We start from the raw sequence: 26,624 nt of genomic DNA, 5'->3' as shown, positions 1-26,624 counted from the left end.
ATAACCAAGTTGCCCGCTTTTGTATTCTTGTAATATTTTAAGTTTGAAATCTAAACTATAACTTTTATTCATAATTAAACACCCCAAAAGTTGAATTTTGTAGGTTCAACTTTTGGGGTGCAGTACATTGCAAAACTAGCCTTATTTCATTAGCACTTAATTTATATTAAAATTCTGCTGGTTGATGTTGTCCATGTGTTGCTTCTTCAATCGCTTTATCAAGTTCTAAACGATAAGCAATTTTTTCATTTTCATCATAGCCTACCATATCAGCAAGTATATCGATTACCGCATCTTTGTATCTTAATACGTAATCAATATCAAAATAAAGTGCACCTGTACGTCTGATAAAGAAGTCTGTTGGTTTAACTACAAGCTCATTTTGAACACCATAAACCAACTCTACAAATACTTCAGTTGGTAATCCAGAATTTTGATGTTTAGCTGCTTGTACAATTTCAAACAATTTATCTACGTTAGAACCATAGCGACTCGCAAGATGACGCGCTAATTGTTCGTCAATATTCATAGATTTAGCTTCTTTAACTTTAGTTTCGATAAAGTTCTTAAAGTTAGCGCTACCACCAACATTACCGCCTGAAATTGGAATGTGTTTTGTATCAACCGTATCGAATTTTAATTTATATTCTTGTTTCAAGCGTTTTTCAAGTAGATTTACGATTTCTAAAGCCATATGACGGTATCCTGTTAATTTACCACCGGCAATTGTAAGCAGTCCTGATTTACCTTCCCAAACTTCGTCTTTACGAGAAATTTCAGAAGGATCTTTACCTTCTTCAAGAATTAATGGACGAATTCCAGCCCATGTTGATTCAATATCACTATCTGATACATTAACAGAAGGGAACATATAGTTAATTGCATCAATTAAATAATCACGGTCTTCTTGGTTCACTAATGGAGATGCTTTCTCGTTATTATAGAATGTATCAGTTGTACCTACATATGCTTTACCGTCTCTAGGAATAGCAAAAATCATACGTCCATCATCTTTTGTATCAAAGTATACTGCTTGTTGTAGTGGGAATTTAGATTGGTCTATAACAACGTGTACACCTTTAGTTAATCTTAGTTGTTTATTATTTTTAGAGTAATCTGCACTTCTGACTTCATCAACCCATGGACCTGCAGCGTTAATTACTTTTTTAGCGCGAATTTCAAATTGTTCGTTTTTAAGGCGATCTACAACTGAAATACCATTTACTTTAGATTTTGAGTCGTATAAGAAGTTAGTCATTTTTGCATAGTTGATAATATCGGCACCTTGTTCAGCAGCTTTTTTCATAACTTCAATTGTTAAACGTGCATCATCTGTACGATATTCAACGTAATAACCGCCGCCTTTTAAGCCTTTTTTCTTAACAAGGGGTTCTTTAGCAAGTGTTTCTTTTTTACTTAGCATTTTTTTACGCTCAGATTTTTTTACACCTGCTAGACGATCGTACATCGCTAAACCAATAGAAGTTGAGAATTTACCAAATGTGCCACCTCTGTGCATTGGTAATAACATCCATTCTGGTGTAGTAACATGTGGTCCGTTTTCATAAACAATTGCACGTTCTTTACCTGTTTCGGCAACAACACCTACTTGAAATTGTTTTAAATAACGTAAACCACCATGAACAAGTTTTGTTGAACGAGAGCTTGTGCCTTGTGCAAAGTCCTGCATTTCAACTAAAGCGACTTTCATTCCGCGAGCTGAAGCGTCAAGTGCGATACCTGCCCCTGTAATACCGCCACCAATAATTACGACATCATATTCACCTTGTTGCATTTTTTGTTTTACTGAATTACGTTTAAATGTTGATAAACTCATTAAATTCTCAGCCTCCTAATATTAAAAAATGAGAGACTCCGCCCACATATCTATAATAGTTTATATGAACAAGTCTCCCATGATCTCGAGTGGTTTTATTAACTTACTTTCAGTATATCACACCACTTATTCTTCGTCTAATTTGAAAACTTGTGTTGCTTCTACTGCTTTCTTCCAACCTTTATATAGTTTTGTTCTTTCTTTATCTTCCATTTTTGGTTCAAATGATTGCTCAAGTTTCCAATGTTTTTTTACATCAGATTTATCTTTCCAAAATCCAGTTGCAATACCAGCTAAATATGCTGCTCCTAAAGCTGTCGTTTCATTGATTTCTGGACGCTCTACATCAATGTTTACTAAATCTGCTTGGAATTGCATTAAGAAATTATTCTTAACTGCGCCGCCGTCAACTCGTAATGTTTTTACTTCGATGTCTGAATCTTGTTCCATAGCTTCTAATACATCACGTGTTTGATAGCAAAGAGACTCTAATGTTGCACGGATAAAATGTTCTTTTTCTGTACCACGCGTTAATCCGAATATTGCACCTCTTGCATCTGAATCCCAATATGGTGTACCTAAACCAACGAAGGCAGGGACTACGTAAACGCCATCAGTAGAGTCTACTCGTTTAGCATAATCTTCTGATTGAGGTGCAGAGTTAATCATTCTTAAACCATCGCGTAACCATTGAATTGCTGAACCTGAAACGAATATTGATCCTTCGAGTGCATAATTCACTTTACCTTCAATACCATAAGCAATCGTAGTTAAAAGCCCGTTTTCAGAAGTAACCGCTTCTTCACCTGTATTCATTAACATGAATCCACCTGTACCGTACGTATTTTTAACGTCACCACGTTCAAAACAAGCTTGTCCAAACAATGCTGCTTGTTGGTCACCTGCAATACCTGCAATCGGTACTTCTTGGCCAAAGAAGTGATAGTCGACTGTATGGCAGTACACTTCACTTGAAGGTTTAACTTCTGGTAAAACAGCTTTAGGGACATCTAAAATTTCAAGTAATTCGTCATCCCATTTTAAGTCATGAATATTATACATTAATGTACGGCTCGCATTACTGTAGTCTGTAACGTGAGACTTACCACCTGATAATTTCCAAACAAGCCATGTATCAATCGTTCCAAACAAGATGTCACCATTCTCCGCTTTTTCGCGTGCACCTTCAACTTCATCTAGAATCCATTTTACTTTTGTTCCTGAGAAATATGGATCGAGTAATAAACCTGTTTTTTTACGGAATGTTTCTTCATGACCTTCTGATTTTAAAGCTTCACAAATAGGTTGTGTTTGGCGAGATTGCCACACAATTGCATGATAAATCGGGCGGCCAGTATTCTTATCCCATAATACAGTTGTTTCACGTTGGTTTGTAATACCAATACCTGCAATTTGTGATGCAGAGACATTATTTTCATTTAATACTGATGCAATGACTGATAATACTGAAGTCCAAATTTCATTAGCATCATGTTCAACCCAACCTGCTTTAGGGAAATATTGTTGGAATTCACGTTGTGCAACACCTTCAATTTCACCATCTTCATTAAATAGAATCGCTCTAGAACTTGTCGTCCCTTGATCGATTGATAAAATATATTTACCCATAATAAAATTCTCCTCTCGAGCTGACATTCACGCAATAGTCTAAGTGTTATTGAATTGTACCCTTATTGCGTTACTTTTAATCTCTTCAATTTATTTTAAAAAATCTTGACGATTTCACCGTGTTTTGATTTTTTATTCATAATGACTCCAAGTATTAATGTTAATACTGTCGCAATAATTGTTACGATAGTCCAAATATCAAATATTCCTTTAAATACGAGACGATACAATACCGTACCAATCATCCCACCTACCATAGGTCCTAGTACTGGTACAATCGCATAACCCCAATTACTTTTACCTTTCTCAAAAATCGGCAAAATAGCATGGGCAATACGAGGTCCTAAGTCACGTGCTGGATTGATTGCATAACCTGTTGTTCCACCTAAACTCACACCAATCGCAACAATTAATGCACCAACGATAATTGGATTTAATCCATCTGTAAACTTATTTGAACCAATAAATAATAAACCTGCTGTTAACACAGCTGTACCAATCATTTCAGAAATGAAGTTAGCAGTATAGTTTTTTAAAGCCGGGCCAGTTGAGAATACTGCTAATTTAGTAGCTTTATCTTCCGTTACACGCCAATGCGGTAAGTACATGAGCCATGTCAAAATACCACCAACAACACCACCTAAAATCTGAGCGATAATATAACCTGGAACTTGACTCCATGGAAAATCACCATTCATCGCAAAAGCAAGTGTAACGGCAGGATTAAGATGCGCTCCTGAGACTTGACCAACTGCATATACACCTAGTGTTACACCAAGACCCCAACCAATCGCAATGACAATCCAATCAGCACCATTAGCATTTGTTTTTTTCAAGTTTACGTTCGCTACAACACCGCCACCCATTAGTAGCAATAGTGCTGTACCGAAAAATTCAGCTAAATAGACATTCATACTCATTCCTCCCTTTAGTAAAAAAAGAGACTGATATACGCATTAATCCCCGGAATAATACATATAAAAGTCTCTCATTCTCTCGTCTACTATTAACTTGAGTTTTATATTACACGCCAATGAAAACGTTGTCAACATATTAACTTTATTTTAAAAAAACGTTTTCATTCTTTATCTATAAAACAAAATGTCAATGTTAGATTAACTGTCGTAAATACGATTTTTAAGACGATTACCAAAGTGACCGTTCACTTGTCGTGATATAAGTTGCGCCATTATCAATAGCATGCTGAACTTCCTCTACGGTTTCAATTAAGCCACCTGCTATCACAGAAACACCTGTTTTTTCATGTATATGATGAATTACTTTATCTGCAATGCCGGGCAGTACTTCAACATAGTCAGGTTGAATGCGATCTATTAAGTCTATACTGCGTTCAAGTGCATGACTATCAATAATAAATACTCTAAATATAGTAAACACACCCAGTGCTTTTGCTTTCTTAATGACTTTTGTTTTAGTAGAAACGACACCCTTAGGTTGATACGTTTGAATAATATATTCAGCCGCAAATTCATCATGACTCATTCCTTTAATTAAGTCTATATGGACAAAAGGTTGCAGATGATTTTGTTTCATAAATTGCATCATGCCTTTAAAGTGACCAATATGTGTATCTAATAACACACATGTTTCATAATCTGTTTTAGCAAGCTTTTCTAAATCTTTCATCGACCGAATTGCGGGCAAAATATAAGGTTTCATCATTTTCTCCTTCATTAATTAATGTAATTCAATTACGATTGAATACGTTTAAATAAACGTTCAAGTTCATAGTTTGAAAAGTTAATAACAATTGGACGACCATGTGGACACGTAAAAGGATCTGACATTTCACTCAATTGTTCGATTAAATCAGCCATTTCTTCTTTTTTTAGATAATGATTCGCTTTGATAGATTTTTTACAACTCATCATTATCGCCGCTTCTTCTCTAAATTTTGCTATATTAACTTTTTTATGTTCAAGTACATATTCAATGAGATCTTTAATGATCTCTTCAACTTCTTCTTTAGGGAACCAAACCGGATAACTACTTACGATAAAATCATGACCTCCAAAAGGCTCTAAAAAGATACCAGCTTGATTCAGCTCTTCTTTATATTGATTAATAATATAGTACTCATCTTTAGAGAAATTAAATGTTAAAGGGATTAATAAATTCTGATTTTCATTTTCAACTTCGCCAATTTTGTCACGAAAATATTCATACTTAATGCGTTCTTGAGCCGCATGTTGATCAATCAAATACATCCCCTCTTCGTTTTGTGCAACAATATATGTGCCATGGACCTGACCCACAACTTCCATATATGGAATGCGTCGCTTCGGTTTATGATTCGAAACATTCTGTGTATGACTCAATTCATTTGTTGAAGACTCATCATATTCCAAATTTTGGGTTGTTTCACCATCATTTTCTAGTGATTGTAAAATTTCCTGCTGAGCTTGTGTCGAGGTATTATCTTGTATGGACTCCTTTTGTTCTTGTGAAGTTGAAATATAATCCTTAGGTTCTTCATTAACTATGACCTCTTTTTGAAGTTCATTATCATCTGCGACTTCATTTTTTGTCTGTTGCGCCTTATCAAACTCCATCTTCTGTTGTTCAAATTGTTCTAACACTTTTTTAGGTTCTCGTTTATGTGCCAAGTCATTTTTAGGAATCAGTACTTTATCTTTAAAAGCATGTTGTATTTTTTCGACAATTAAGTCATACAATTTATCTTCTTTAGATAAACGTACTTCTAATTTAGTTGGATGAACATTAACATCAACTAATATAGGATCCATTTCAATATTAAGATAAACAATCGGATATCGTCCTATCATTAATAAAGTATGATATCCTTCAACTACCGCTTTATTTAGTAAGAAATTTTTAATATAGCGTCCGTTGATAAATAACGAAATATAATGACGATTACTTCTGGAATGCTCAGGTTTTGCCACAAATCCTTCGATGTGATAATCACTTGTATCGCCCTCAATATGAACTAAATCTTTTGCCACTTTCATACCGTATATTTCTGCCATCACTTCATTGGTACGGCCAGATCCATTAGTACGTATAATTTCTTTATCATCATTTTTTAATGTAATACGGATATGGGGATGACTCATCGCCATACGATTGACAATATCAGTGATTTTTCCTAATTCTGTGTATAAACTTTTTATATATTTAAGCCGTGCAGGTGTATTATAAAATAGTGCGTCTACTTTAATATCTGTTCCTTTTCTAGCTTTTGCAGGTTTTTCTTCTAATATTTCACCATTCTCCGCATAAACTTCGTAACCATTCACACCATCAGGTGAGGTTTGGAGTGTGACTTTAGCTACTGAAGCAATACTTGCTAAAGCTTCGCCACGAAAACCTAAAGTTCGAATATGAAATAAATCCTCATCATCTTTCAATTTACTAGTCGCATGCCTGTGAAAAACTAATCCTAAATCTTCTTTTAAAATCCCAGAACCGTTATCTACAATACGTATAGATTGTATACCTGCTTCATGCGTCTCAATGTTAATTTCAGTTGCACCAGCATCGATACTGTTCTCCAATAATTCTTTCACGACAGAACTTGGACGTTCCACTACTTCTCCTGCTGCTATTTTATTGGCTAATGATGTGTGTAGTTCTTTAATTTTACCCACGTGCATCACCTTCTACTGTAGTCTATTTTGTAATTCACTTAATTTAACTAACGCTTCAATTGGAGTCATTTGTGAAAGATTCATAGCTTTTATTTCTTGCTCAATTTCACTTGAAACAGTTTCGTTTTCAAATAAATCAAATGATGTTTGTTCAAATGAAGGTTTTGCTTGAACCGTTTCTTCTTGCTTATCTTGATACATCTCATTAATATTTTCAACAGGATGATTATGATGTGACATTTCAAAATCATCAAGAATAACTTGTGCTCTTTGAATGACCTCGTTTGGTAAATCTGCCAACTTCGCCACTTGAATACCATAACTCTTCGCAACGGCACCTTCTTTTACTTTATGAAGAAAAATTAATTCGCCATGATGTTCATCAGCTGCGACATGTACATTTTTCAAAGTTTTAAGAGATTGGTCTAATTCTGTTAACTCATGGTAGTGCGTTGAAAATAATGTTTTGGCTTGAGACGTATTTGCTACATATTCAATCATTGCTTGTGCCAATGCCAATCCATCATACGTCGACGTTCCTCTTCCGATTTCATCAAATATTATTAAACTATCGGGTGTTGCATATTTTAATGCTTTTTGTGCCTCGAGCATCTCTACCATAAAAGTACTTTTACCTGAAACGAGATCATCTGCTGCGCCAATACGTGTGAAAATTTGATCAAAAACAGGGAGTATAGCAGATTGACAAGGGACAAACGCTCCCATTTGAGCCATTATACTAATAATAGCGACTTGTCTCATATAAGTTGATTTTCCTGACATGTTAGGCCCTGTAATTAAATATATGGATGTATCTTGATTTAATCGACAATCATTTGGAACATAGTCATTATAATCCATAACGCGTTCCACAACAGGATGGCGTGAATCAATCAATTCTAAAGTTTTATCCTCACTGAAACTAGGTCGAACATAATTGTATCGTTGCGCTATTTCCGCAAAACTTTGTAAGCAATCGAGTTCAGAAATGATTTTAGCTTGCTTTTGAAGTCGTGTAGTGAATGTTTTAACGTATTCTCTAAGTTCAGTAAATAATTGATATTCGAGTTCAATCGCATTATCTTCGGCTCCTAAAATAATGGCTTCTTTTTCTTTTAATTCATCAGTAATAAATCGTTCAGAGTTAGATAATGTTTGTTTTCTTTCATAACCAAACGCTTCAGCATCAAACTGTGCTAAATTCGCTCGTGTAATTTCAATATAATATCCAAACACCTTATTAAAACTAATTTTTAATGATTTAATACCTGTTCTTTCTCTTTCTTTCGTTTGTAATTCAGCAAGCCATTTTTTCCCATTTTTAGATGCATCTAGATATTGATCTAATGTTTGATTAAATCCTGTTTTAAATAACCCACCTTCTTTTACTGATATAGGTGGTTCATCAACCAAACTATTTTCTAGAACTTCTAATAAATCATCCAGTGGTTCTAAAGCATTAAAGTGTGCAATCGATTCATGCTCAATAGATTGAAGGAGGGACTTGATGGATGGAATTTGCGCGATAGAATGTTTTAATTGTACTAAATCTTTCGCATTAACATTTCCATAACTCACTCGACCTACCAAACGTTCAATATCATAAACTTCTGTTAAATAATCTCGTAGCGTATCACGTTCAATAAAATATTCAAGAAATTGATCTACAGCATCATGACGTTTTATAATTTCATTTTGTTGAATGAGGGGACGGTCTATCCATTGTTTCAGACGTCTTGCACCCATTGGTGTTTTAGTTTGATCCATTAACCATAATAGGGTTCCTTTTTTTGACTTCAATCTAATACTTTCCGTTAATTCTAAGTTCCGCTTCGCATAAAAGTCCATTTTCATATAATTGAGTGCTTCGTACACTTGTACATCTTCAATATGTGACAAATCTCGCTTTTGAGTTTCAAATACATAATCTAATAGTATTTGTACAGCACGATGCATGAGCGCATCTTTAATATGGTTAACTGCATATGTGGTGTCGGATATTTCTGATTTCACTGTAATGGTTTCAGTTATCATATTAAGTTGTCGTTTTAATGATTCACTTAACGGTTGATTCACTACAAGTTCATTTGGTTTAATAGTAGAGATTTCATTAATCAAAGTCCCTTCATCTTCAAAGTGAGTTACTTTGAGTTCACCTGTTGATATATCACAATAACTTAATGCGAATACATCATCCTGAATAAAACTTAGGATATAATTATTTTGATTTTCATCAACACCACCTTTTTCCATCACAGTTCCTGGTGTCACGATACGTACAACTTCTCGTTTAACCATCCCTTTAACTTGTCTAGGATCTTCCATTTGCTCACAAATCGCAACTTTATATCCATTTTGGATTAACGTTTCGATATATCGATCAGCCGAATGATAAGGTACACCTGCCATTGGTATCGGATTTTCTTTTTTAGCATCTCGTTTGGTTAAAGTGATTTCTAAAATACGTGAGGCTGTGATCGCATCGTCAAAGAAAAGTTCATAAAAGTCCCCTAATCTAAAAAACAATAAAGCATCTTCATGCTGTGCTTTTATATTTAGATACTGTTTCATCATCGGCGTTACATTTGACATTTTCTCACAATCCTTCTTATTCTCTTTTATTTTGAATGTATTCATTCTAACAAAATTTATCCATAACAACGAATAATATTTCTTTACAAACAATATAGGCTATGTATAAAAGAAGGCTGAAAGTATCTTTAATCACGAAACTTTCAGCCCTTCATTTTAAATTAATCGTCACTTTGTTTTAGTGCGAATTCTGTCAATAATTCCTCTTTTTTTAAGGAGTAAGAGTAACACGTAACTAATCGTAGCTCCTATAAAACTAGATACAATAAAGATAGTCATCATTGGTTTAATTAAAAAGTCATCAATGTGAAGTATCCATGCTAATGGTATACATACTAAGCTACCAATAATCCCTGTACCAATCACTTCTCCAATTGCTGCTACAAAGAGATGTCTATTAACGTAGTAAAAGAGGCTTCCTACAATCACACCAATCATACTTCCTGGAAACGCAAATACAGACCCTGTACCAAACATCACACGAATGAGTGAAGATAGAAAAGCTTGAGCTAATCCGTAAAATGGCCCTAGAAGCACAACACTTAATACATTAATAAAGTGTTGTACTGGTGCTGCTTTAATAGGTCCTAAAGGAATAATAATGACTGTACTTAAAACGACATTAACCGCAATAAACAAAGCTGTAAGTGTAAGCTTTCTCGTAGACAATTCACAATCACTCCTTTTTCTCTATTTCAATGTGATGTTGCAATCCAGTAGATAATGTTTTGATAACCAAATGAAGTAAATCGTTTACCTCTTCTTGTGATGCTCTAAACTCTGTTACTATAGGAATATCATCAATTTTATTCCGAATTGAATTGATTTTATCTTCTGAACGTCGATAAGCATTCGGTTTATCATAATTTTGAAAGTTTACAGATTGTTTTTGTGATTGCTTTAACTGGTTCATATAATTTAAAATGCGTGCATTTTTATGAATTTGCGTTTCAATATTTTGATAGTTTTGAACCATTTCCAAATTTTGTATACGATGAGATAAATTAGATGCTGCTTTTAAAATATCCTCTCGTGAATAAGTCATCTATTGTGTCACCATTGCTTGATTGCTTACACCAACAAATTCTCCGTTTAAAGAGAATTGTTTCGCTTCAATGATTTTAACGTCGACAATTTTGCCAATTACGTCACGTGGTGCGCGGAAGTTAACAAGTTTATTTTTTTCAGTGTAACCCGCTAGTACTTCTTCATCTTTCTTACTTGCACCTTCGCATAATACACGTACAGTTTTACCTTCGTATTGTTTTAATGCTTCTGAAGAATAAGCTGCTACACGTTTATTTAAACGTTGAAGACGCTCTTTCTTCACTTCTGTTGGTACATTATCTTTCATTTTAGCGGCTGGCGTACCATCACGTTGAGAATAGAGGTAAGTGTATGCATGTTCGAATCCAACTTCATCATATAATGATAATGTTTCTTCAAATTGCTCCCCTGTCTCGTTTGGATAACCAACAATAATATCTGTCGTTAAAGCTACATCTGGTATCGCTTCTTTAATGCGAGATACTAAATCTAAATAACTTTCACGTGTATATTTACGTCCCATGATTTTTAACACTTTATTATTACCTGATTGAACAGGTAGGTGAATATGCGGTACGATATTTCCGCCATTCGCAATAACTTCAATCATACGATCTGTAAAATCCCAAGGGTGACTTGTAGTAAAGCGCACACGTGGAATATCAATTTTAGAAATATCTTCAAGTAAGTCGCCTAATCCATATTCAATATCCTCTAAATCTTTACCATATGAGTTTACATTTTGACCAAGTAATGTAATTTCTTGGTATCCTTTACGCGCTAATTCACGCACTTCCTCAATAATATCTTGCGGACGACGACTACGTTCTTTACCACGTGTGAATGGCACGATACAATATGTACAGAATTTGTCACAACCATACATAATATTAACCCAAGCCTTAATATGACCTTCGCGAACTTTAGGTAAGTTTTCAATAACGTCGCCTTCTTTAGACCATACCTCAACAACCATTGCTTTAGATAAGTATGCTTCTTCTAAAATCTGAGGCAAACGATGAATATTATGCGTTCCAAAAATCATATCTACGTTTTGGTATGACTTCAAAATTTTATTAACAACTGACTCTTCTTGAGACATACATCCACAAACACCAATTAAACAATCAGGGCGCTCTTGTTTAATGTGTTTTAAGTTACCAATTTCACCGAAAACTTTATTTTCAGCATTTTCACGAATCGCACAAGTATTTAATAAGATAACATCTGCCACATTTATATCTTCAGTTGGTGTATACCCTAATGCAGTTAAGATACCAGCCATCACTTCTGTGTCATGCGCATTCATTTGACAACCATAAGTTTTAATTAAAAATGTACGACCTTTACCCATACCACGATATTTTTCATCGATTTGAAAATCTCTGTTATATTTAACTTCTTCTTTACCACGTTTTTTTGCTTCTTTTAAATTTGGTGGTTGATAAACGTGTTCAAATTCAAAATACTTACTATAGTCTTTTTCTGATTTATCTTTACGACTTGCTAAAACATCAATTGTTCCAGCTTTTCTTTGTTCTTCATTCACATGCAAAACCCTTTCTGCCCATATATCATTAGTTCATTATATTAAATATTCCACAAAAGTGCAAAGGGCCAAAACGATAGGTTTTAAAGCTTATTTTATATGTACTAGTCATATTTATTCGTAAGTGTATCTATGCTTATGCCCTCTGGCACATGATAGAATTTAACCTGACTCATCACGCTCGGCACTTCAAGTTCAACCATTCGATCATTCAGTTTTTGTACAAGAATGAGCAATTCACTCATCTCTCCTTCAATCGTCGTTTCTAAAGGCCCTACTCTGTATGTTAATCCAGATTGATCTATGATTGAAATCGCTTCATCTACATATGGAATCACATCTTCACCATTTGGCGTTTTAGGTATAATTTGAATACTCATTAATGTATCAATCATCAAAATCCCTCCATAATATGAATAAAAACATACTAAGATTCCTTATAGCTAAATCTTAGTATGTTTCTTAATTTTAAACAAATTGTTCAGTTAGCGCATCAAATTGTGCTTGATCAAGTTTTAAGTCTTTATGTGCAAGTGGTGTTTCGCCTAACTCACTAATTTGTGATTCATATGATGGTGTTTCAGTATCTTGATAAACAATTCCTTTAACTAATGATTCGTGTTCTAATACAGTTTGAATTGCCTTTTGTTTATTAGTTACATCATATCCTTCAATATCATCAATACTTGTTAAATGCTCTTTAAACCAATCATAAGTATTCACTTTATTGTACGTTACACAAGGAGAAAATACATTTACAAATGAGAAACCATCATGATTAATTGCATCTTCAATCATTTTTGTAAGTGCTTTGATATCACTTGAAAAACCTTGTGCAACAAAAGTTGCGCCTGAAGATAACGCAAGCTCTAATGGTGCTACATTTTGTTCAATACTTCCTTTAGGTGTTGTTTTAGTAATAAATCCAGGTGCTGAAGATGGTGAAGTTTGTCCTTTAGTTAAACCATAAATTTGGTTATCCATTACGATGTACGTAATGTTCATGTTTCGACGTAAGGCATGAATTGTATGACCCATACCAATTGCATAACCATCTCCATCGCCACCTGATGCAATCACTGTTAAGTCACGGTTTGCCATTTTGACACCTTGTGCTAAAGGTAATGCGCGACCATGAATAGAGTGCACACCATATGAATTGACATATCCTGACAAACGTCCTGAACAACCGATACCCGTAATCAATGCAACGTCTTCAGGTTCTAATCCAACATTTGCGGCTGCTTTTTGAATTGCTGCTTGTACTGAGAAGTCACCACAACCTGGACACCAATTCGGTTTAACATTATTTCTAAAATCTTTAAATGTTGCCAATTACACTCTCTCCTTTAATGATTTTAATATTTCTTGACCTTTACTTTCAATCTCATGAGGTAAGAATGGTGTACCGTCATACTTCACTTGATTCACTAATTTATCTCCTAAATTAACATTCATTTTAATAATATTCGCAAGTTGACCTTGATAGTTATGTTCAACGACTATTACTTTTTGAGCTTTATCTACCGCTTCTTGGATCATTTGACTTGGGAATGGATGAAGTTGACGAATTTGTAAATGATTCACTTTATGGCCGTCATTTTCTAATCGTTGCACACCTTCATCGATAGCGCCTTTTGTAGAGATAAACCCTAAATACAGTATATCAGCTTCCTCATGTTGCAATTGACCTTCTACAGGACGATCGATTAATAAGTTTGCAGTTTTACGCATACGTTTGTCCATTTGGTTATGACGGTTTTCTGCATTTTCACTTGGTTTACCTTCTTCATTATGTTCAACACCTGTGACATGATGTATACCACCTTTAACCCCTGGAATAGGTCTTGGTGAAATGCCTGATGCTGTAAGTGCATAACGTTTAAAATAACCTTTATCTTCAGGATCACGTTCAATATCCTCTGTAATTGTTGTGTCGCGTTTAATTTCAACTTTACTATAATCTAATTGTGGTACTGTTTGTTTACCTAAAGAAAGCTGTAAATCGCTTAGTAGAATTACTGGACATTGATATGTTTCAGCTAAATTAAATGCCTCAGCAGTTAAATAGAAAGCATCTTCTGCATCAGTAGGTGCAATGACAATTTTTGGAATATCTCCATGTGTTCCGTAAATCATTTGCATTAAGTCGGATTGCTCTTGTTTAGTTGGAAGTCCAGTTGATGGTCCACCACGTTGTGTATTCATAATCACAAGCGGTGTTTCAGTCATTCCTGATAAACCAATCGCTTCCATCATTAAAGATAGTCCTGGTCCAGCAGAAGCTGTAAATGCACGTACTCCCGCATAGTTAGAACCAATTGCCATTGTCGCTGCTGCAATTTCATCTTCAGTTTGAATGACAGTTCCTCCAACTTTTGGTAAATTATCAATCATGTATTCCATAATCTCTGAAGCAGGTGTAATTGGATAAGCCGCCATAAATCTTGAACCACCGGCAATTGCACCTAATCCAATAGCATCGTTACCAATCATATATAGATGCGGTGAACCACTTCCAGCTTCAAGTTCAAAATCACCTTCAATATCCGACAATTGCGCTTGCATCAATTGATAACCTTCTTCTAAAGCTTGAATGTTCAAGTCAACAACTTTTTGACCTTTCTTTTCAAACATGTTTGTAATTAAATCTTTAAATGTTTCCGTATTAAGATGCATTAACGCAGCAGTCGCACCAATCGCTACCATGTTTTTCATTAATGTTGTACCTAATTCTTTAGCTGTTTCTGTAAATGGTACGCTAATAAGTTGCGCTTTAGCCCCTTCTGGCTTTTCTGGTTTCGCTTTACTATCAGCTAAAATCACACTATCAGAACGCATTTCGTGATGATTTAACTCAATTGTCTCTTGATCAAATGCAACGAGAATATCTAAATCATCGCTAATGGCGTGAACAGGCGTTGTTGAAACGCGGATTTTATTGTTAGTATGGCCACCTTTAATACGACTTGAGAAATGACGATAGCCGTATAAATAGTATCCTTTTCGGTTCATAGCAGTCGCGAAGATTTCACCTGTTGATTCGATACCTTCACCTTGCTGCCCACCAACTTTCCATGATACTTGAGATTTCATAGATTTAGCCTCCTACACGTTTAATTCATACAATATCATAACAAAATAACCCACGATTTTCCTTAAAATCTAATGGGTTATTCTAAAATTCATACTAATGGAGGATATAATTGTCAAGATTCCTCCTATTCTTGCTTTATATTTTATTCAAAAGGATGATCATCATTAATGAGCACGCGTTCAATGCGTTGCGCTTTTCCATCTCCATTCATATCTATTACGACTCCCGACAACACACTTCTTCCTTCATCAGGAACAACATGTCGTTGTGGTAAACTTGTGATAAATCGTGTAATTACTTCATCACGGTTTATACCTAAAATACCATCATAATAGCCAGTCATCCCAACATCTGTAATGTATGCAGTACCTTCATCTAAAATACGTTCATCGGCTGTTTGAATGTGAGTATGTGTGCCCACTACCGCACTCACACGTCCATTCAGATACCAACCCATAGCATTTTTTTCAGATGTCGTCTCTGCGTGAAAATCAACAAAAATATAGTCTGTTTCTTTTTGTGCCGCTTTAATTAATTGATCAGCTTTCTTAAAAGGATCATCAATATCAGCCATAAAGCTACGCCCTTGTAGGTTAATAATCGCTAACTTTTTATCATTAATTTTTATAATTCGCATCCCTACTCCAGGCGCTTCTTCTGGAAAATTAGCAGGTCTGACCATACGTTTTGCTTCATGGATAAATTCATATATTTGACGTTGACCATATGTATGATTACCCATCGTCATAAAATCAACACCATCTCTTAATAGTTGTTTATAAATTTTTTCAGTGATACCTTTACCATGAGCTGCATTTTCAGCATTTACGATTGTAATAGTAGGTCGGTACTTTTGTTTGATTCTAGGTAATAGTGTGCTTATTGTTTCACGGCCAACCTTACCTACAATATCTCCAATAAACAAGATTCTCATATCGTGTTACGTCCTCTCTATTCATTAGTAGATCCATTCTCAACTACTAATTGTTCTCTTGTTTATTTTAACTTTCTGAAGTTTGATGTCAACATGTTATGATGAACAATAAACGAGACAATCCAATATTCTTTCCATTGCATACAATTTTACAATCATATTCGTTCTAAATGTACATTCAATGTATTACTCGCGATGAGTTGATGAATGATTAATTTTGATATACTAGGGTAAATATGTGATAGGTTAGAATGAATATAGAAGTAAATAGTTTAAATTAAAAAGGCTAACGTTCTATAAACTAACCTTAAACATGTCATTCATTAAATTAAACTTAGGAGTTGTTTTTTACGTATGTCAATTAATATCGATCCGGAAAAATTTGCTGAATTAGTCGTTAAAGCGAATCCGTCTAAAAAAGAAAGCGCTGAAGATATCGCAAAAGATGGCCTTGAATTATATATCAATGCATATCGACTTGCTGAACGTTATGCAAACATTTCTTCAAATAATATGGATACATCTAGCGCATTACAAGAGCTACGAAATACTGAACTTGGACTTTGTGAATAGATTTTAAATCATATGTATTTAAGTTATAGCATATATACAATTATTGAATATAGTCTAATTTAAACAAACAAAAAATAAGGTTAATACATTTTTGGTGTGTTAACCTTATTTTTTATTTAATGTCATTAAAAAAGTTAGAATAAAAGCTTTTAAAACCTGGATAGAGGCAATAAAGTCTTTTACTCTAACTTTCATTTAATCATTATTTTGCATATTCAATTGCTCTCGTCTCACGAACAACTGTCACTTTTATATGTCCTGGATATTGAAGTTCACTTTCAATTTGGTTTTTAATGTCACGTGCTAGTCGATGTGATTTCAAATCATCAATCTCTTCAGGTGATACAATAACACGGATTTCTCGACCAGCTTGAATTGCGAACGCCTTTTCAACGCCATCATAACTTTCTGAGATTTCTTCAAGACGCTCTAGTCGCTTAATATAGTTTTCTAGAGTTTCTTTACGTGCTCCTGGGCGCGCAGCTGATAATGCATCTGCTGCCGCGACTAAAATAGCAATGATAGATGTAGGCTCAACATCACCATGATGTGAGTGTATCGCATTAATTACAGTTTCAGATTCATTATACTTTTTAGCGAGTTCTACACCAATTTCAACATGGCTACCTTCAACTTCATGGTCAATTGCTTTACCCACGTCATGAAGTAACCCTGCTCGTTTTGCTAAAGAAACATCTTCATTCAGTTCTGCTGCGAGCATACCTGTTAAGTGTGCAACTTCAATTGAGTGCTTAAGCACATTTTGACCGTAACTTGTACGATAATACATCCGTCCTAAAATTTTAATTAAATCTGGATGCATATTGTGTACATTCAGTTCGAACGTCGCAAACTCTCCAGCATCTCGTATAATCTCATCAACTTCTTTTCTAGCCTTTTCAACCATATCTTCAATGCGTCCTGGATGAATACGTCCATCAGAAACTAAATTAATTAAAGCTGTTTTTGCAATTTCTCTTCGAATTGGATCGAATCCAGATAAAATAACAGCTTCAGGTGTATCATCAATGATTAGATCGATACCGGTTAATGTTTCAAGTGTACGAATGTTTCGACCTTCTCTACCGATAATACGTCCTTTCATTTCGTCATTTGGTAAATTAACGACAGAAACTGTAGATTCAGAAGTGTGATCTGCAGCAAAACGCTGAACTGTAGTAGCTAAAAGTTCTTTTGCTTTTTGATTTACTTTTTCTTTAGCTTCTTGTTCTTTTTCTTTAAATAACACCGCAATATCTTGTGACAATTCTTCTTCAACACGTGAAAATTGTTCCTCACGCGCTTCTTCTTGCGTGAGACCGGAGATGCGTTCTAATTCTTGTTCGTGCTTCATTATTATAGATTGAACACTACTCTCTTTAACATCTACTTGTTGTTGTCTTTCTTCAAGCTTAGACTCTTTTTCTTCTAAAATCTCATCTTTTTTATCTAATAAATCAGATTTCCGATCAAGATTCTCCTCTTTTTGAAGAAGCCGAGATTCTTGTCTTTGAAGCTCTCCCCGTCTTTCTCTAAGTTCATTCTCTGAACGTTCACGAAGCAATTGGTTTTCTTCTTTAGCCTCGATTAATTTTTCCTTTTTCAGGTTTTCTGCTTCTTTGTTTGCTTGTTCAATAATATCTCTAGCGGTACCCTTAGCTTGAGTTAATTTTTGATGTATCAAGTTTTGGGCGATAAAGTATCCAACAACAACTCCTAGAATAATACCCAATATAATGAGTAAGAGGCTTAATAAATTCACACAAACACCTCCTTTTTCTAGGATTTCTACTGTATATCAATAAAAATTATATGATTATATGAATAAAATAAGAATCATACAACTTCAATTGTACGTTTTGAAAAGTGAAAAATCAAGGTTTCCGCCAATAATGCATCAAATTGTTCTACGTTTTATTGAAAATAAAAGGAGCAAATAGAGAAACCTAAACAAAAGGACTTCTCATTTACTCCGTTATCAAATTAAGCTATTATTATTCAGTTTCGTCAAATAACGTTTTAGGTTCTTCTTGGCTTTCTTGACTTTCTTCTACATCACCATCGAAAATACCTAATTTTTCTCGCAATTGACGATCAATAGCATCTTCAATTTGAGGATTTTCTTTTAAAAATTGTTTAACGTTTTCTTTACCTTGGCCCATACGTTCACCATTATATGAATACCAAGCGCCCGATTTATCAACAATATCGTATTGAACACCTAAATCAATCAATTCACCTTCACGAGAAATTCCTTTACCATACATAATATCGACTTCCGCAACTTTAAATGGCGGTGCTACTTTGTTCTTCACAACTTTTATTTTAGTTCTATTACCAACGATATCTTGACCTTGTTTAAGTTGCTCAGCACGTCTAACCTCTAAACGTACAGAACTATAGAATTTTAAAGCACGGCCACCAGGTGTTGTTTCCGGGTTACCAAACATAACCCCCACTTTTTCACGGATTTGGTTGATAAAAATAGCTGTAGTTTTAGATTTAGAAATGGCTGCTGAAAGTTTTCTAAGCGCTTGAGACATTAAACGCGCTTGTAAACCAACATGTGTGTCTCCCATTTCTCCTTCGATTTCTGCTTTTGGTGTTAGTGCAGCTACTGAGTCTACAATTACAATGTCTACTGCGCCACTACGTACAAATGCTTCTGCTATCTCAAGACCTTGTTCACCATGGTCTGGTTGTGATAAATATAAATTGTTAATATCTACACCTAGAGCTTCTGCATAAACAGGATCTAAAGCATGCTCAGCATCAATGAAAGCCGCAATACCACCATTTTTTTGAACTTCTGCAATTGCATGTAACGCAACTGTAGTCTTACCAGAACTCTCAGGACCATAGACCTCAATAATACGTCCTTTCGGATAGCCACCAACGCCCAATGCGTGGTCTAAAGTGACAGAACCACTTGAGACACTTGAAACACGTCGATCCTTATTATCACCGAGTTTCATAACAGCACCTTTACCAAATGATTTTTCCATATTTTTTATTACTGTATCTAAAGCTTTTTGACGTTCGTTATCCAATCTAGGACCTCCTCTAATACGAAATTAACTTACTTTTACTATACACGTTCTCTTCATAAATTACAAACATTTTGCGAATATTTGTTCGTATTTTTTCGAACTTATTATCCATATAAACGAACACACGTACCTTAAAATGAAGCAAATTACTTAATTTTGTTGTGATTTTATCCAATTTAACCATTCAATCATCACATAATTTTGACTTCTGTCTCTTTGTAAATTTCGTTCATGACTCATTTTAAATTGACGTTTGTATACTTGATTTCCTTTTACAAATCCGACGTATACAGTATTCCCTTTTGAGAGGATACTAATCGCTTCAGATGTATTAAATAATTGTTGAATAAAGAATCCACTATACTTTAATTGTTCATCTATTGAAAGGTTATGGTCTAGAAATACGTCATGGTCAATTAAATAACCTTTCAATACATGATTTAAATCTTCTTGTTTCAATCTACTATATAAATATCCTTGTGTTACACCATCATATAATGCAATCGGATTTTTCTGATGATCCATCACTGCACGCTCAGGGGTCGTGTCATTAGAACCGTAGTAATATGTGCCGACACGTCTTAAAATTTCATTCTTAACTGGTTCAATACGTTTTTGGCTTGCCGCTTCAGAAACATCATTTGCAGTTAAACGAATAGTTACTTCATGCGTACCTGCTAAAGGTGCAATCGTCGGATTTTCTTGTTGATCAATTAAATCGATGAGTTCTGTTTCAATTTGTGATTCGCCAATACCACAAAATCTAAGCACTTCTGAAAAGATTGTGTGCCCTTCTTGATGAAGTAAAGGCATCAAACCATTATTTACCATAGGTTTCATTTCTTTAGGTGGTCCAGGGAGCATGACAACTTTTTTATTTTCATGTTCTAAAAATATTCCAGGTGCCATTCCAACCTCATTTTTCAAAACTGTTGAGCCCTCAATAACTAATGCTTGTTGTTCATTATTAGGTGTCATTTCTTTATCTTGAGATTTGAAATAATTTTTAATATAAGTTAGCGCTTCTTCATCAATTATTAGCTCTTTATGCAGTGTTTGGGCCACTGTTTGTTTCGTTAAATCATCTTTAGTCGGTCCTAGTCCTCCTGTAAATATTAAAATATCAAATTGTTCTAATGCTCTTTTCGTCACTTTTTCGAGTCGTTCTGGATTATCACCTACAACAATATGTTCTTTTACATGATATCCTGCTTCATTTAACTTTTTAGATAAATATTGTGCATTAGTATTCGCAATTTGTCCTAATAATAATTCTGATCCTACAGCTATAATACATACATCCATATTTCAGTCTCCTTATTTTTAATTATTACAACAATGACAAAAGGGTTAGTCCTTTAAGTACTTAACCTAAGCATAATAGCCACAAGAGCTGAAGTATTGAACTTGCATGTCTCTATAGTCTTTTGCCATAACTTGGCTCTATTACACTTATTTAGATACTTAAGTCTAACCCTCAAATTAATTTCGTTTATCTTGTAAAAATACATCTTTACCTTTATAGAAGTATTCGATACCCGATAATACTGTAAAGAACACACCGATGTATAATAACACTTGTCCAAGTGAAAAACCAATCCATTGACTCATTGGCTCTCCTAATAAAATAAGTATTAATGCAATCATCGTAACTGCTGTTTTAATTTTCCCAAGTTGCCCGGCAGCACTTACAAAACCTTGTTCAATTTGTAAAAGACGTAAGCCTGTAACTGCAAATTCTCTTGCAATAATAATTACTGCTACAACTGAACTTGTGAGTTGTAACTCAACTAATACAATTAACGCTGCAGATACTAATAATTTATCTGCAAGTGGGTCTAAAAACTTGCCCATATTCGTAACTAATTGCCATTTGCGCGCTAGATAACCATCTACAAAATCACTTAATGAAGCTATAATAAAGATGATACCACTAATTAGAAACTCAATGCGTACAGATTGACCTCCTAATATCTGAACATGACCTAGTCCAAAATGAGCTAATGCAAATAGCATAAAAATTGGGATTAAAATAACACGAAATAATGTTATTTGATTAGGTAAATTCATTTCTTTTCCTCTTTTCAATTTCTTTTACATAATGTTCAATTATAACATAAATGTTAATAGCCCCCAAAATAGTGCTGTAATCACAACAAACACACCCATAATTATACTTAATTGCTTCGCTTCTAAATCTTTATGAGTTGTATTTGTGTAAGGTTGGTGTGACAAATTAATCAAAGCGTTTTGCGCATCATTGGAAGAGGTTGGAAACTCGTCTTCATGCTGTTTAAAAAGATTTCGTGTATCTGTATTTACTGCATGTGCGTATTTCATTATAAATCCTCTAGCATAATTAGGATTTGAGAGTGCGTTGAATTGATTTTTTTCAATTTTTTCAAGCGTCTCTCTTTGGATATGTGTTCGCTTTTCAAGTTCATTCAATGTCATACCAAGTCTTTCTCGTTTACCTTTTAAGACCTCACCAATTAATTTCAAAGTCATTCACTCCTTTTATAATGACCCAAATCCATCACCGAAGCCATCTCCAAATCCTCCAAAAGGATCACCAAAATCAAGATTATTTTTACTTTTTACCGTCTTTTGTTTCATTGCTTCATATTCAATTTTTTGATTTTCTTCGGCTCTAAGTTCGATAATATAATCAAAGTCGTCCATGATATAATCACTAGTTTCCACAAATAAATCAGGGTGTTCTACCACTTTTACTGATGGCAAGGTCATGACTTCATTAACCAGCTCTTGATGTTTAGGATTACGTTCTCTCGCCGTTACAGCACCATCAATGATATAAACATGATCTTTATCATATTCTCCTTTAATTAAAGAGCTTCTCACCGTTTGTTTAATTAGTGTTGAACTGATAAATAACCATTTTTTATGCGCAGATACACTTCCCGCTACAATCGATTCTGTTTTTCCGACACGTGGCATTCCACGTATACCAATGAGTTTATGACCGTCTTCTTTGAAAATTTCTGCCATGAAATCTACAAGTAAACCCAGATCATCTCGTTCGAAGCGGAATATTTTTTTATTGTGCTTATCTTGTTTCACATAACGTCCATGTCTAACAGCTAATCGATCTTTAAGTTCTGGCTCTCGTAATACACGAAGTGAGATGTCATCTATTTCTTTTAATAACGTTTCAAAGCGTTTCACCTTTTCAATACTATCTGATTTGATAATAAAGGCACGTATTGATTTGTCAATACCATTAATCGCGCCAATATTGATACCCATCATCCCTAGTAAACTGGAAACATCACCTAATAAACCTTCTCTATTGATATTAATATGATATTCTAAATACCATTCTTTCTTCTCTCTTTGAATCATTAGTGTCACCCCTTGTTTTCCACTATTTTTAAACCATTATAACAGATTACAAATACCAACCACCATTAATTCTTTGTACTGTACCGGTAATACTTTTAGCGTTTGGGGATAACAAGTACATTATAGAATGTGCGATTTCTTTAGGATGAATGAGACGATTTTGTGGTAACTCCTCTAATAATAACTTATAATCTTCATCATTTAATTGATTAGTCATTGTTCCTTCAACTGCTCCTGGAGCTATAGCATTGACAGTGACATTTGTTTTTACAAGCTCTTGACTTAAAGCTTTTATAAAACCAATTTGCCCAGCTTTCATAGTTGAATAAATTGTCTCAAAACTCGCTCCCATTTCTCCCCATATTGATGACACCACAATAATGCGTCCTGAATCACTTGCCATCAATTCTGAGAGAAAATACTGGGTAATTTTAATCAAATTGAAAACATTGATCATATATGTTTCATGAATCATTTCATTGGTCATGTCTTGTAATAATCCAAACTGACTTTTACCACTTACATAAATTAATGCATCAATATTTTTAATATCTTTAAACACTGCATCTAATTGAACTTCTTTCGATACGTCTAACTTCAAAAATTGAACAGGCTCTCCATGATATAAGTTTTGTAACTCCACTATCGATGTTTGATTATACGTTAATACAACTTCATATCCATATGAAAGAAGGTCCTGCGTCACCGCACGACCTATCGTTCCAGAACCACCAATTACGAGTGCTTTCAATTTTCCTTCATCTCCAAACGACTATCTACCATTTCATTTAAGTCAATATGTTTCGTAACTGTCTCATTTAAACTCTCAATAGAAATCTCATCAACTATTTCAAGTAATTCAAATAGACTCACACCATCGAAATAAAATTTGGTGTATTGGTTCGCGATATATTCAGGAGCATTTAAACTTGAAATATATTCACCTATAAACTGGCGTTTTAATAAATCAAAGGCCTCTTGATCTTTAATATGACCTATACTTTGTTTTAATTCATGAACTAAACGATTTTTGAGTGAATCTACATCAGGTGTCGCTGAAGCAATAAGTGAAAAACTATACGACGGTTCAATGACTGTTTGATAACTAAAAGTATCATCTATCAATTCATCTTCAAGCAATGATTGGTAAAACTCAGTTTCTTCACCAAAAATCATTTCAAAAAAGAATGAGATTTCAATATCTTCTTTAACACGTTGACGATGTGTTAAATCTAATAATTTATTTTTGAAACCTAGCATTAAACGTGATGATTGTAATGGCATCGTTTCAGTTACTTTACTTTCAAATATATGTTTAGGTTCTTCTAAAGGATCTCTTACAATTTCAGGCTGTGCTTCAATTTGTCTTTTATTTTCATGAGTTTTCACTAATTCATAAATTTCTGTTGGTTCAACGTTACCAACTACAAATAAAACCATATTCGAAGGATGATAGAATGTTTCATAACATATATACAAATCTTCTTTTGTGATTTCATAAATACTTTCAACACTACCTGCAATATCTATCTTTATTGGATGATTATGATAAAGTGCTCTTAGTGTATTAAACATAAGGCGATAACCAGGTTGTTCTTGGTACATCTTAATTTCCTCTGCGATAATACCTTTTTCTTTTTCAACAGATGCTTCAGTGAAATAAGGTGTTTCAACCATGTTTAATAAACGAATAATATTATCTTCTATATGATTTGTTGCACTGAAAAGGTAACTTGTACGATCAAAAGTAGTAAATGCGTTAACTTGTGCATCATGTTTAGCAAATTGAGTAAACAAGTCACCCTCTTCTTTTTCAAATAATTTATGTTCTAAGAAGTGAGCAACACCATCTGGCACTGTTACAAACTCATCTGATTGATGCGGTTTAAAACGCGAATCTAAAGAACCAAACTGAGTTGTATACGTGACAAATGTTTTTTGAAAATCACGTTTAGGAATAATAAATACATTTAATCCATTTTCTAAGGTAGAATGGTAGACAGTTTCATCAATTTGTTCGTAATACTTTTTATGCATGCTCTTCACCACGCTTTGTTAAAATATAAGTCGTATCCAAGTATGCTGATTGACATACGTTTTTTATATCTTGCTTTGTCACTTTTAATATTTTTTCCTCAAAATGACTGTCTTCATCACTTGTAGGTAATAAAATTTGATTATGCATCATTTCTATAATATTTTTAGGTCTGTCTTTTCCTTCTTTACGATGAGAAAGAATCACTTTTTTCGCAAGATTTAATTGGGCCTCTGTAAATTCACCCCGTTTAAAACGTTCGAATGCATCGATGATTGTGTCTTTAGCGAGTTGATATTCTGATGAAGACACACCACTAATCACAAATAAATAGCCATTTTTCCCATCAATTTGTGAATGAATAGAATAGGCTAAACTTTTTTGCTCACGTACTTCATTAAATAATACTGACGATGGATCCCCACCAAACATCATATTAAATACAACAAAAGCATAAAAATCTGGTTCCCCCATTTGAGTTTTAAATCGATACCCCATATTAAGTTTAGCTTGATCAATATCATCAGTTTCAATGACTTCATTTGGTACAGCATGTCGTACTGCGTTTTCATCAAATGTTATCGCATTATATGTAAATGGTTTAAGATTAAATATAGACTCTATATATGCTTTTGTGGCATTTTCATTAATATTACCAACTATGTAAACTGAGCATTCATCATTTGCAAGCATTGATTGATATGTTTTATAAATATCCTCAGTAGTAATTGAATCAATAAATTCAAGCTCTCCTGCTGCCATATATCGATATGGATGTGCTTCAAACATATGTTGAAGTAAGCGAATAAATGCAATTTGTGACTTATTATCTTCTAGCGCCTCTAACTTTTTCTTGAGCAAACGCTTTTCTTGCCTTACATAAGTTTCATTAAAAGCGCCATGATCAACTAGAGGATTAAGTATAACTTCTTTTAAAAGATCGATGCCCTTTTTAAATAATGGTTCGTCATCTAATAAGTAACGTTCATTTACAATTTCTAGTGTAATTGTAATCACATGTCTATCTTTAAATTTTGAAACATAACTATTCAAATATGCACCGTATAATCGTGATAAATGTTGATTCAAAGCCTTATCTGTTGGAAATTGTTGGGTTGCACGAACCAATAACTTACTTAACAAAGAACGTTTTGTCATTGTTTCAGGGTTTAAGGGTGCCATAAATTTAAATGTAATTGTTGTTGTTTTAAACTTAGTTGTCGGATAAATTCGTATATGATTTTGATTATGTTTATCTTGACTTAACAAATAATCTCCTCCTTCTT

The 26,624-nt window shown here is 34.1% G+C and carries 23 protein-coding genes; 1 reads left to right on the top strand and 22 read right to left on the bottom strand.

Annotated elements, in window-relative coordinates; all coding sequences use genetic code 11:
- Nucleotides 1–166: 166 nt before the first annotated feature.
- The 13 genes from HHH54_RS04895 to HHH54_RS04835 all read right to left on the bottom strand — a co-directional run bounded on the left by HHH54_RS04895 (nt 167) and on the right by HHH54_RS04835 (nt 16,317).
- On the bottom strand, nt 167–1,837 hold the full coding sequence (locus tag HHH54_RS04895; protein ID WP_198617726.1) for a glycerol-3-phosphate dehydrogenase/oxidase: 1,671 nt from the start codon (nt 1,835–1,837) through the stop codon (nt 167–169).
- 126 nt (nt 1,838–1,963) lie between these two features.
- Complete coding sequence (gene glpK, locus HHH54_RS04890; RefSeq protein WP_198617725.1) at nt 1,964–3,466, bottom strand: glycerol kinase GlpK; 1,503 nt, start codon at nt 3,464–3,466, stop codon at nt 1,964–1,966.
- A 95-nt stretch (nt 3,467–3,561) separates the two neighbouring features.
- Nucleotides 3,562–4,380 (bottom strand): MIP/aquaporin family protein, encoded by an 819-nt coding sequence (locus tag HHH54_RS04885; protein ID WP_198617724.1) that lies wholly within the window; start codon nt 4,378–4,380, stop codon nt 3,562–3,564.
- 232 nt (nt 4,381–4,612) lie between these two features.
- The gene (locus HHH54_RS04880) at nt 4,613–5,146 is read right to left on the bottom strand and encodes a glycerol-3-phosphate responsive antiterminator (protein ID WP_198617723.1); all 534 of its coding nucleotides are present in this window, start codon (nt 5,144–5,146) and stop codon (nt 4,613–4,615) included.
- A 32-nt stretch (nt 5,147–5,178) separates the two neighbouring features.
- Nucleotides 5,179–7,098 (bottom strand): DNA mismatch repair endonuclease MutL, encoded by a 1,920-nt coding sequence (gene mutL, locus HHH54_RS04875; RefSeq protein WP_198617722.1) that lies wholly within the window; start codon nt 7,096–7,098, stop codon nt 5,179–5,181.
- Between the two features lie 12 nt (nt 7,099–7,110).
- The gene (mutS, locus tag HHH54_RS04870) at nt 7,111–9,690 is read right to left on the bottom strand and encodes a DNA mismatch repair protein MutS (RefSeq protein WP_198617721.1); all 2,580 of its coding nucleotides are present in this window, start codon (nt 9,688–9,690) and stop codon (nt 7,111–7,113) included.
- A 168-nt stretch (nt 9,691–9,858) separates the two neighbouring features.
- A complete protein-coding gene (gene thiW / locus HHH54_RS04865; protein ID WP_198617720.1) occupies nt 9,859–10,359 on the bottom strand; it encodes an energy coupling factor transporter S component ThiW in 501 nt (166 codons plus the stop codon).
- A gap of 7 nt (nt 10,360–10,366) precedes the next feature.
- On the bottom strand, nt 10,367–10,735 hold the full coding sequence (locus tag HHH54_RS04860) for a YlbF/YmcA family competence regulator (protein WP_198617719.1): 369 nt from the start codon (nt 10,733–10,735) through the stop codon (nt 10,367–10,369).
- Complete coding sequence (gene miaB, locus HHH54_RS04855) at nt 10,736–12,286, bottom strand: tRNA (N6-isopentenyl adenosine(37)-C2)-methylthiotransferase MiaB (protein WP_198617718.1); 1,551 nt, start codon at nt 12,284–12,286, stop codon at nt 10,736–10,738.
- A 104-nt stretch (nt 12,287–12,390) separates the two neighbouring features.
- Nucleotides 12,391–12,681 carry a thiamine-binding protein gene (locus HHH54_RS04850; RefSeq protein ID WP_198617717.1) on the bottom strand — a complete coding sequence of 97 codons (291 nt, stop codon included), beginning with the start codon at nt 12,679–12,681 and terminating at the stop codon, nt 12,391–12,393.
- Nucleotides 12,682–12,754: 73 nt separating this feature from the next.
- The gene (locus tag HHH54_RS04845) at nt 12,755–13,621 is read right to left on the bottom strand and encodes a 2-oxoacid:ferredoxin oxidoreductase subunit beta (RefSeq protein ID WP_198617716.1); all 867 of its coding nucleotides are present in this window, start codon (nt 13,619–13,621) and stop codon (nt 12,755–12,757) included.
- The gene (locus HHH54_RS04840) at nt 13,622–15,382 is read right to left on the bottom strand and encodes a 2-oxoacid:acceptor oxidoreductase subunit alpha (RefSeq protein WP_198617715.1); all 1,761 of its coding nucleotides are present in this window, start codon (nt 15,380–15,382) and stop codon (nt 13,622–13,624) included.
- Between the two features lie 143 nt (nt 15,383–15,525).
- Nucleotides 15,526–16,317 (bottom strand): TIGR00282 family metallophosphoesterase, encoded by a 792-nt coding sequence (locus tag HHH54_RS04835; RefSeq protein ID WP_198617714.1) that lies wholly within the window; start codon nt 16,315–16,317, stop codon nt 15,526–15,528.
- Between the two features lie 354 nt (nt 16,318–16,671).
- Here HHH54_RS04835 and HHH54_RS04830 point away from each other — a divergent pair, with 354 nt between their 5' ends.
- Entirely contained in the window at nt 16,672–16,890 is a 219-nt protein-coding gene (locus tag HHH54_RS04830; protein ID WP_198617713.1) for a hypothetical protein, read from the top strand.
- A 202-nt stretch (nt 16,891–17,092) separates the two neighbouring features.
- Here the strand turns inward: HHH54_RS04830 and rny are convergent, their stop codons facing one another.
- From rny to yfmF, 9 genes are all read right to left on the bottom strand, one after another.
- Entirely contained in the window at nt 17,093–18,652 is a 1,560-nt protein-coding gene (gene rny / locus HHH54_RS04825) for a ribonuclease Y (protein WP_198617712.1), read from the bottom strand.
- A gap of 232 nt (nt 18,653–18,884) precedes the next feature.
- Entirely contained in the window at nt 18,885–19,940 is a 1,056-nt protein-coding gene (gene recA, locus HHH54_RS04820) for a recombinase RecA (protein ID WP_198617711.1), read from the bottom strand.
- Between the two features lie 150 nt (nt 19,941–20,090).
- The gene (locus HHH54_RS04815; protein ID WP_198617710.1) at nt 20,091–21,245 is read right to left on the bottom strand and encodes a CinA family nicotinamide mononucleotide deamidase-related protein; all 1,155 of its coding nucleotides are present in this window, start codon (nt 21,243–21,245) and stop codon (nt 20,091–20,093) included.
- Nucleotides 21,246–21,422: 177 nt separating this feature from the next.
- Nucleotides 21,423–22,010 carry a CDP-diacylglycerol--glycerol-3-phosphate 3-phosphatidyltransferase gene (pgsA, locus tag HHH54_RS04810; protein ID WP_198617709.1) on the bottom strand — a complete coding sequence of 196 codons (588 nt, stop codon included), beginning with the start codon at nt 22,008–22,010 and terminating at the stop codon, nt 21,423–21,425.
- Between the two features lie 39 nt (nt 22,011–22,049).
- On the bottom strand, nt 22,050–22,448 hold the full coding sequence (locus HHH54_RS04805) for a helix-turn-helix domain-containing protein (protein ID WP_198617708.1): 399 nt from the start codon (nt 22,446–22,448) through the stop codon (nt 22,050–22,052).
- Nucleotides 22,449–22,457: 9 nt separating this feature from the next.
- Nucleotides 22,458–23,303 (bottom strand): DUF3388 domain-containing protein, encoded by an 846-nt coding sequence (locus HHH54_RS04800; protein ID WP_198617707.1) that lies wholly within the window; start codon nt 23,301–23,303, stop codon nt 22,458–22,460.
- A gap of 46 nt (nt 23,304–23,349) precedes the next feature.
- On the bottom strand, nt 23,350–24,054 hold the full coding sequence (ymfI, locus tag HHH54_RS04795) for an elongation factor P 5-aminopentanone reductase (protein WP_198617706.1): 705 nt from the start codon (nt 24,052–24,054) through the stop codon (nt 23,350–23,352).
- Nucleotides 24,051–25,340, bottom strand: coding sequence for an EF-P 5-aminopentanol modification-associated protein YfmH (yfmH, locus tag HHH54_RS04790; protein WP_198617705.1), 1,290 nt, complete (start codon nt 25,338–25,340; stop codon nt 24,051–24,053). The genes ymfI and yfmH overlap by 4 nt, the downstream gene beginning before the upstream one ends.
- The gene (gene yfmF, locus HHH54_RS04785) at nt 25,333–26,607 is read right to left on the bottom strand and encodes an EF-P 5-aminopentanol modification-associated protein YfmF (protein WP_232796247.1); all 1,275 of its coding nucleotides are present in this window, start codon (nt 26,605–26,607) and stop codon (nt 25,333–25,335) included. The genes yfmH and yfmF overlap by 8 nt, the downstream gene beginning before the upstream one ends.
- Nucleotides 26,608–26,624 lie beyond the last annotated feature (17 nt).

This window comes from Staphylococcus canis, from assembly GCF_016238445.1.
GTDB classification, from domain to species: domain Bacteria; phylum Bacillota; class Bacilli; order Staphylococcales; family Staphylococcaceae; genus Staphylococcus; species Staphylococcus canis.
Note: the sequence above shows the minus strand (reverse complement) of the source record. Positions and strands in the feature narration are given on the sequence as shown.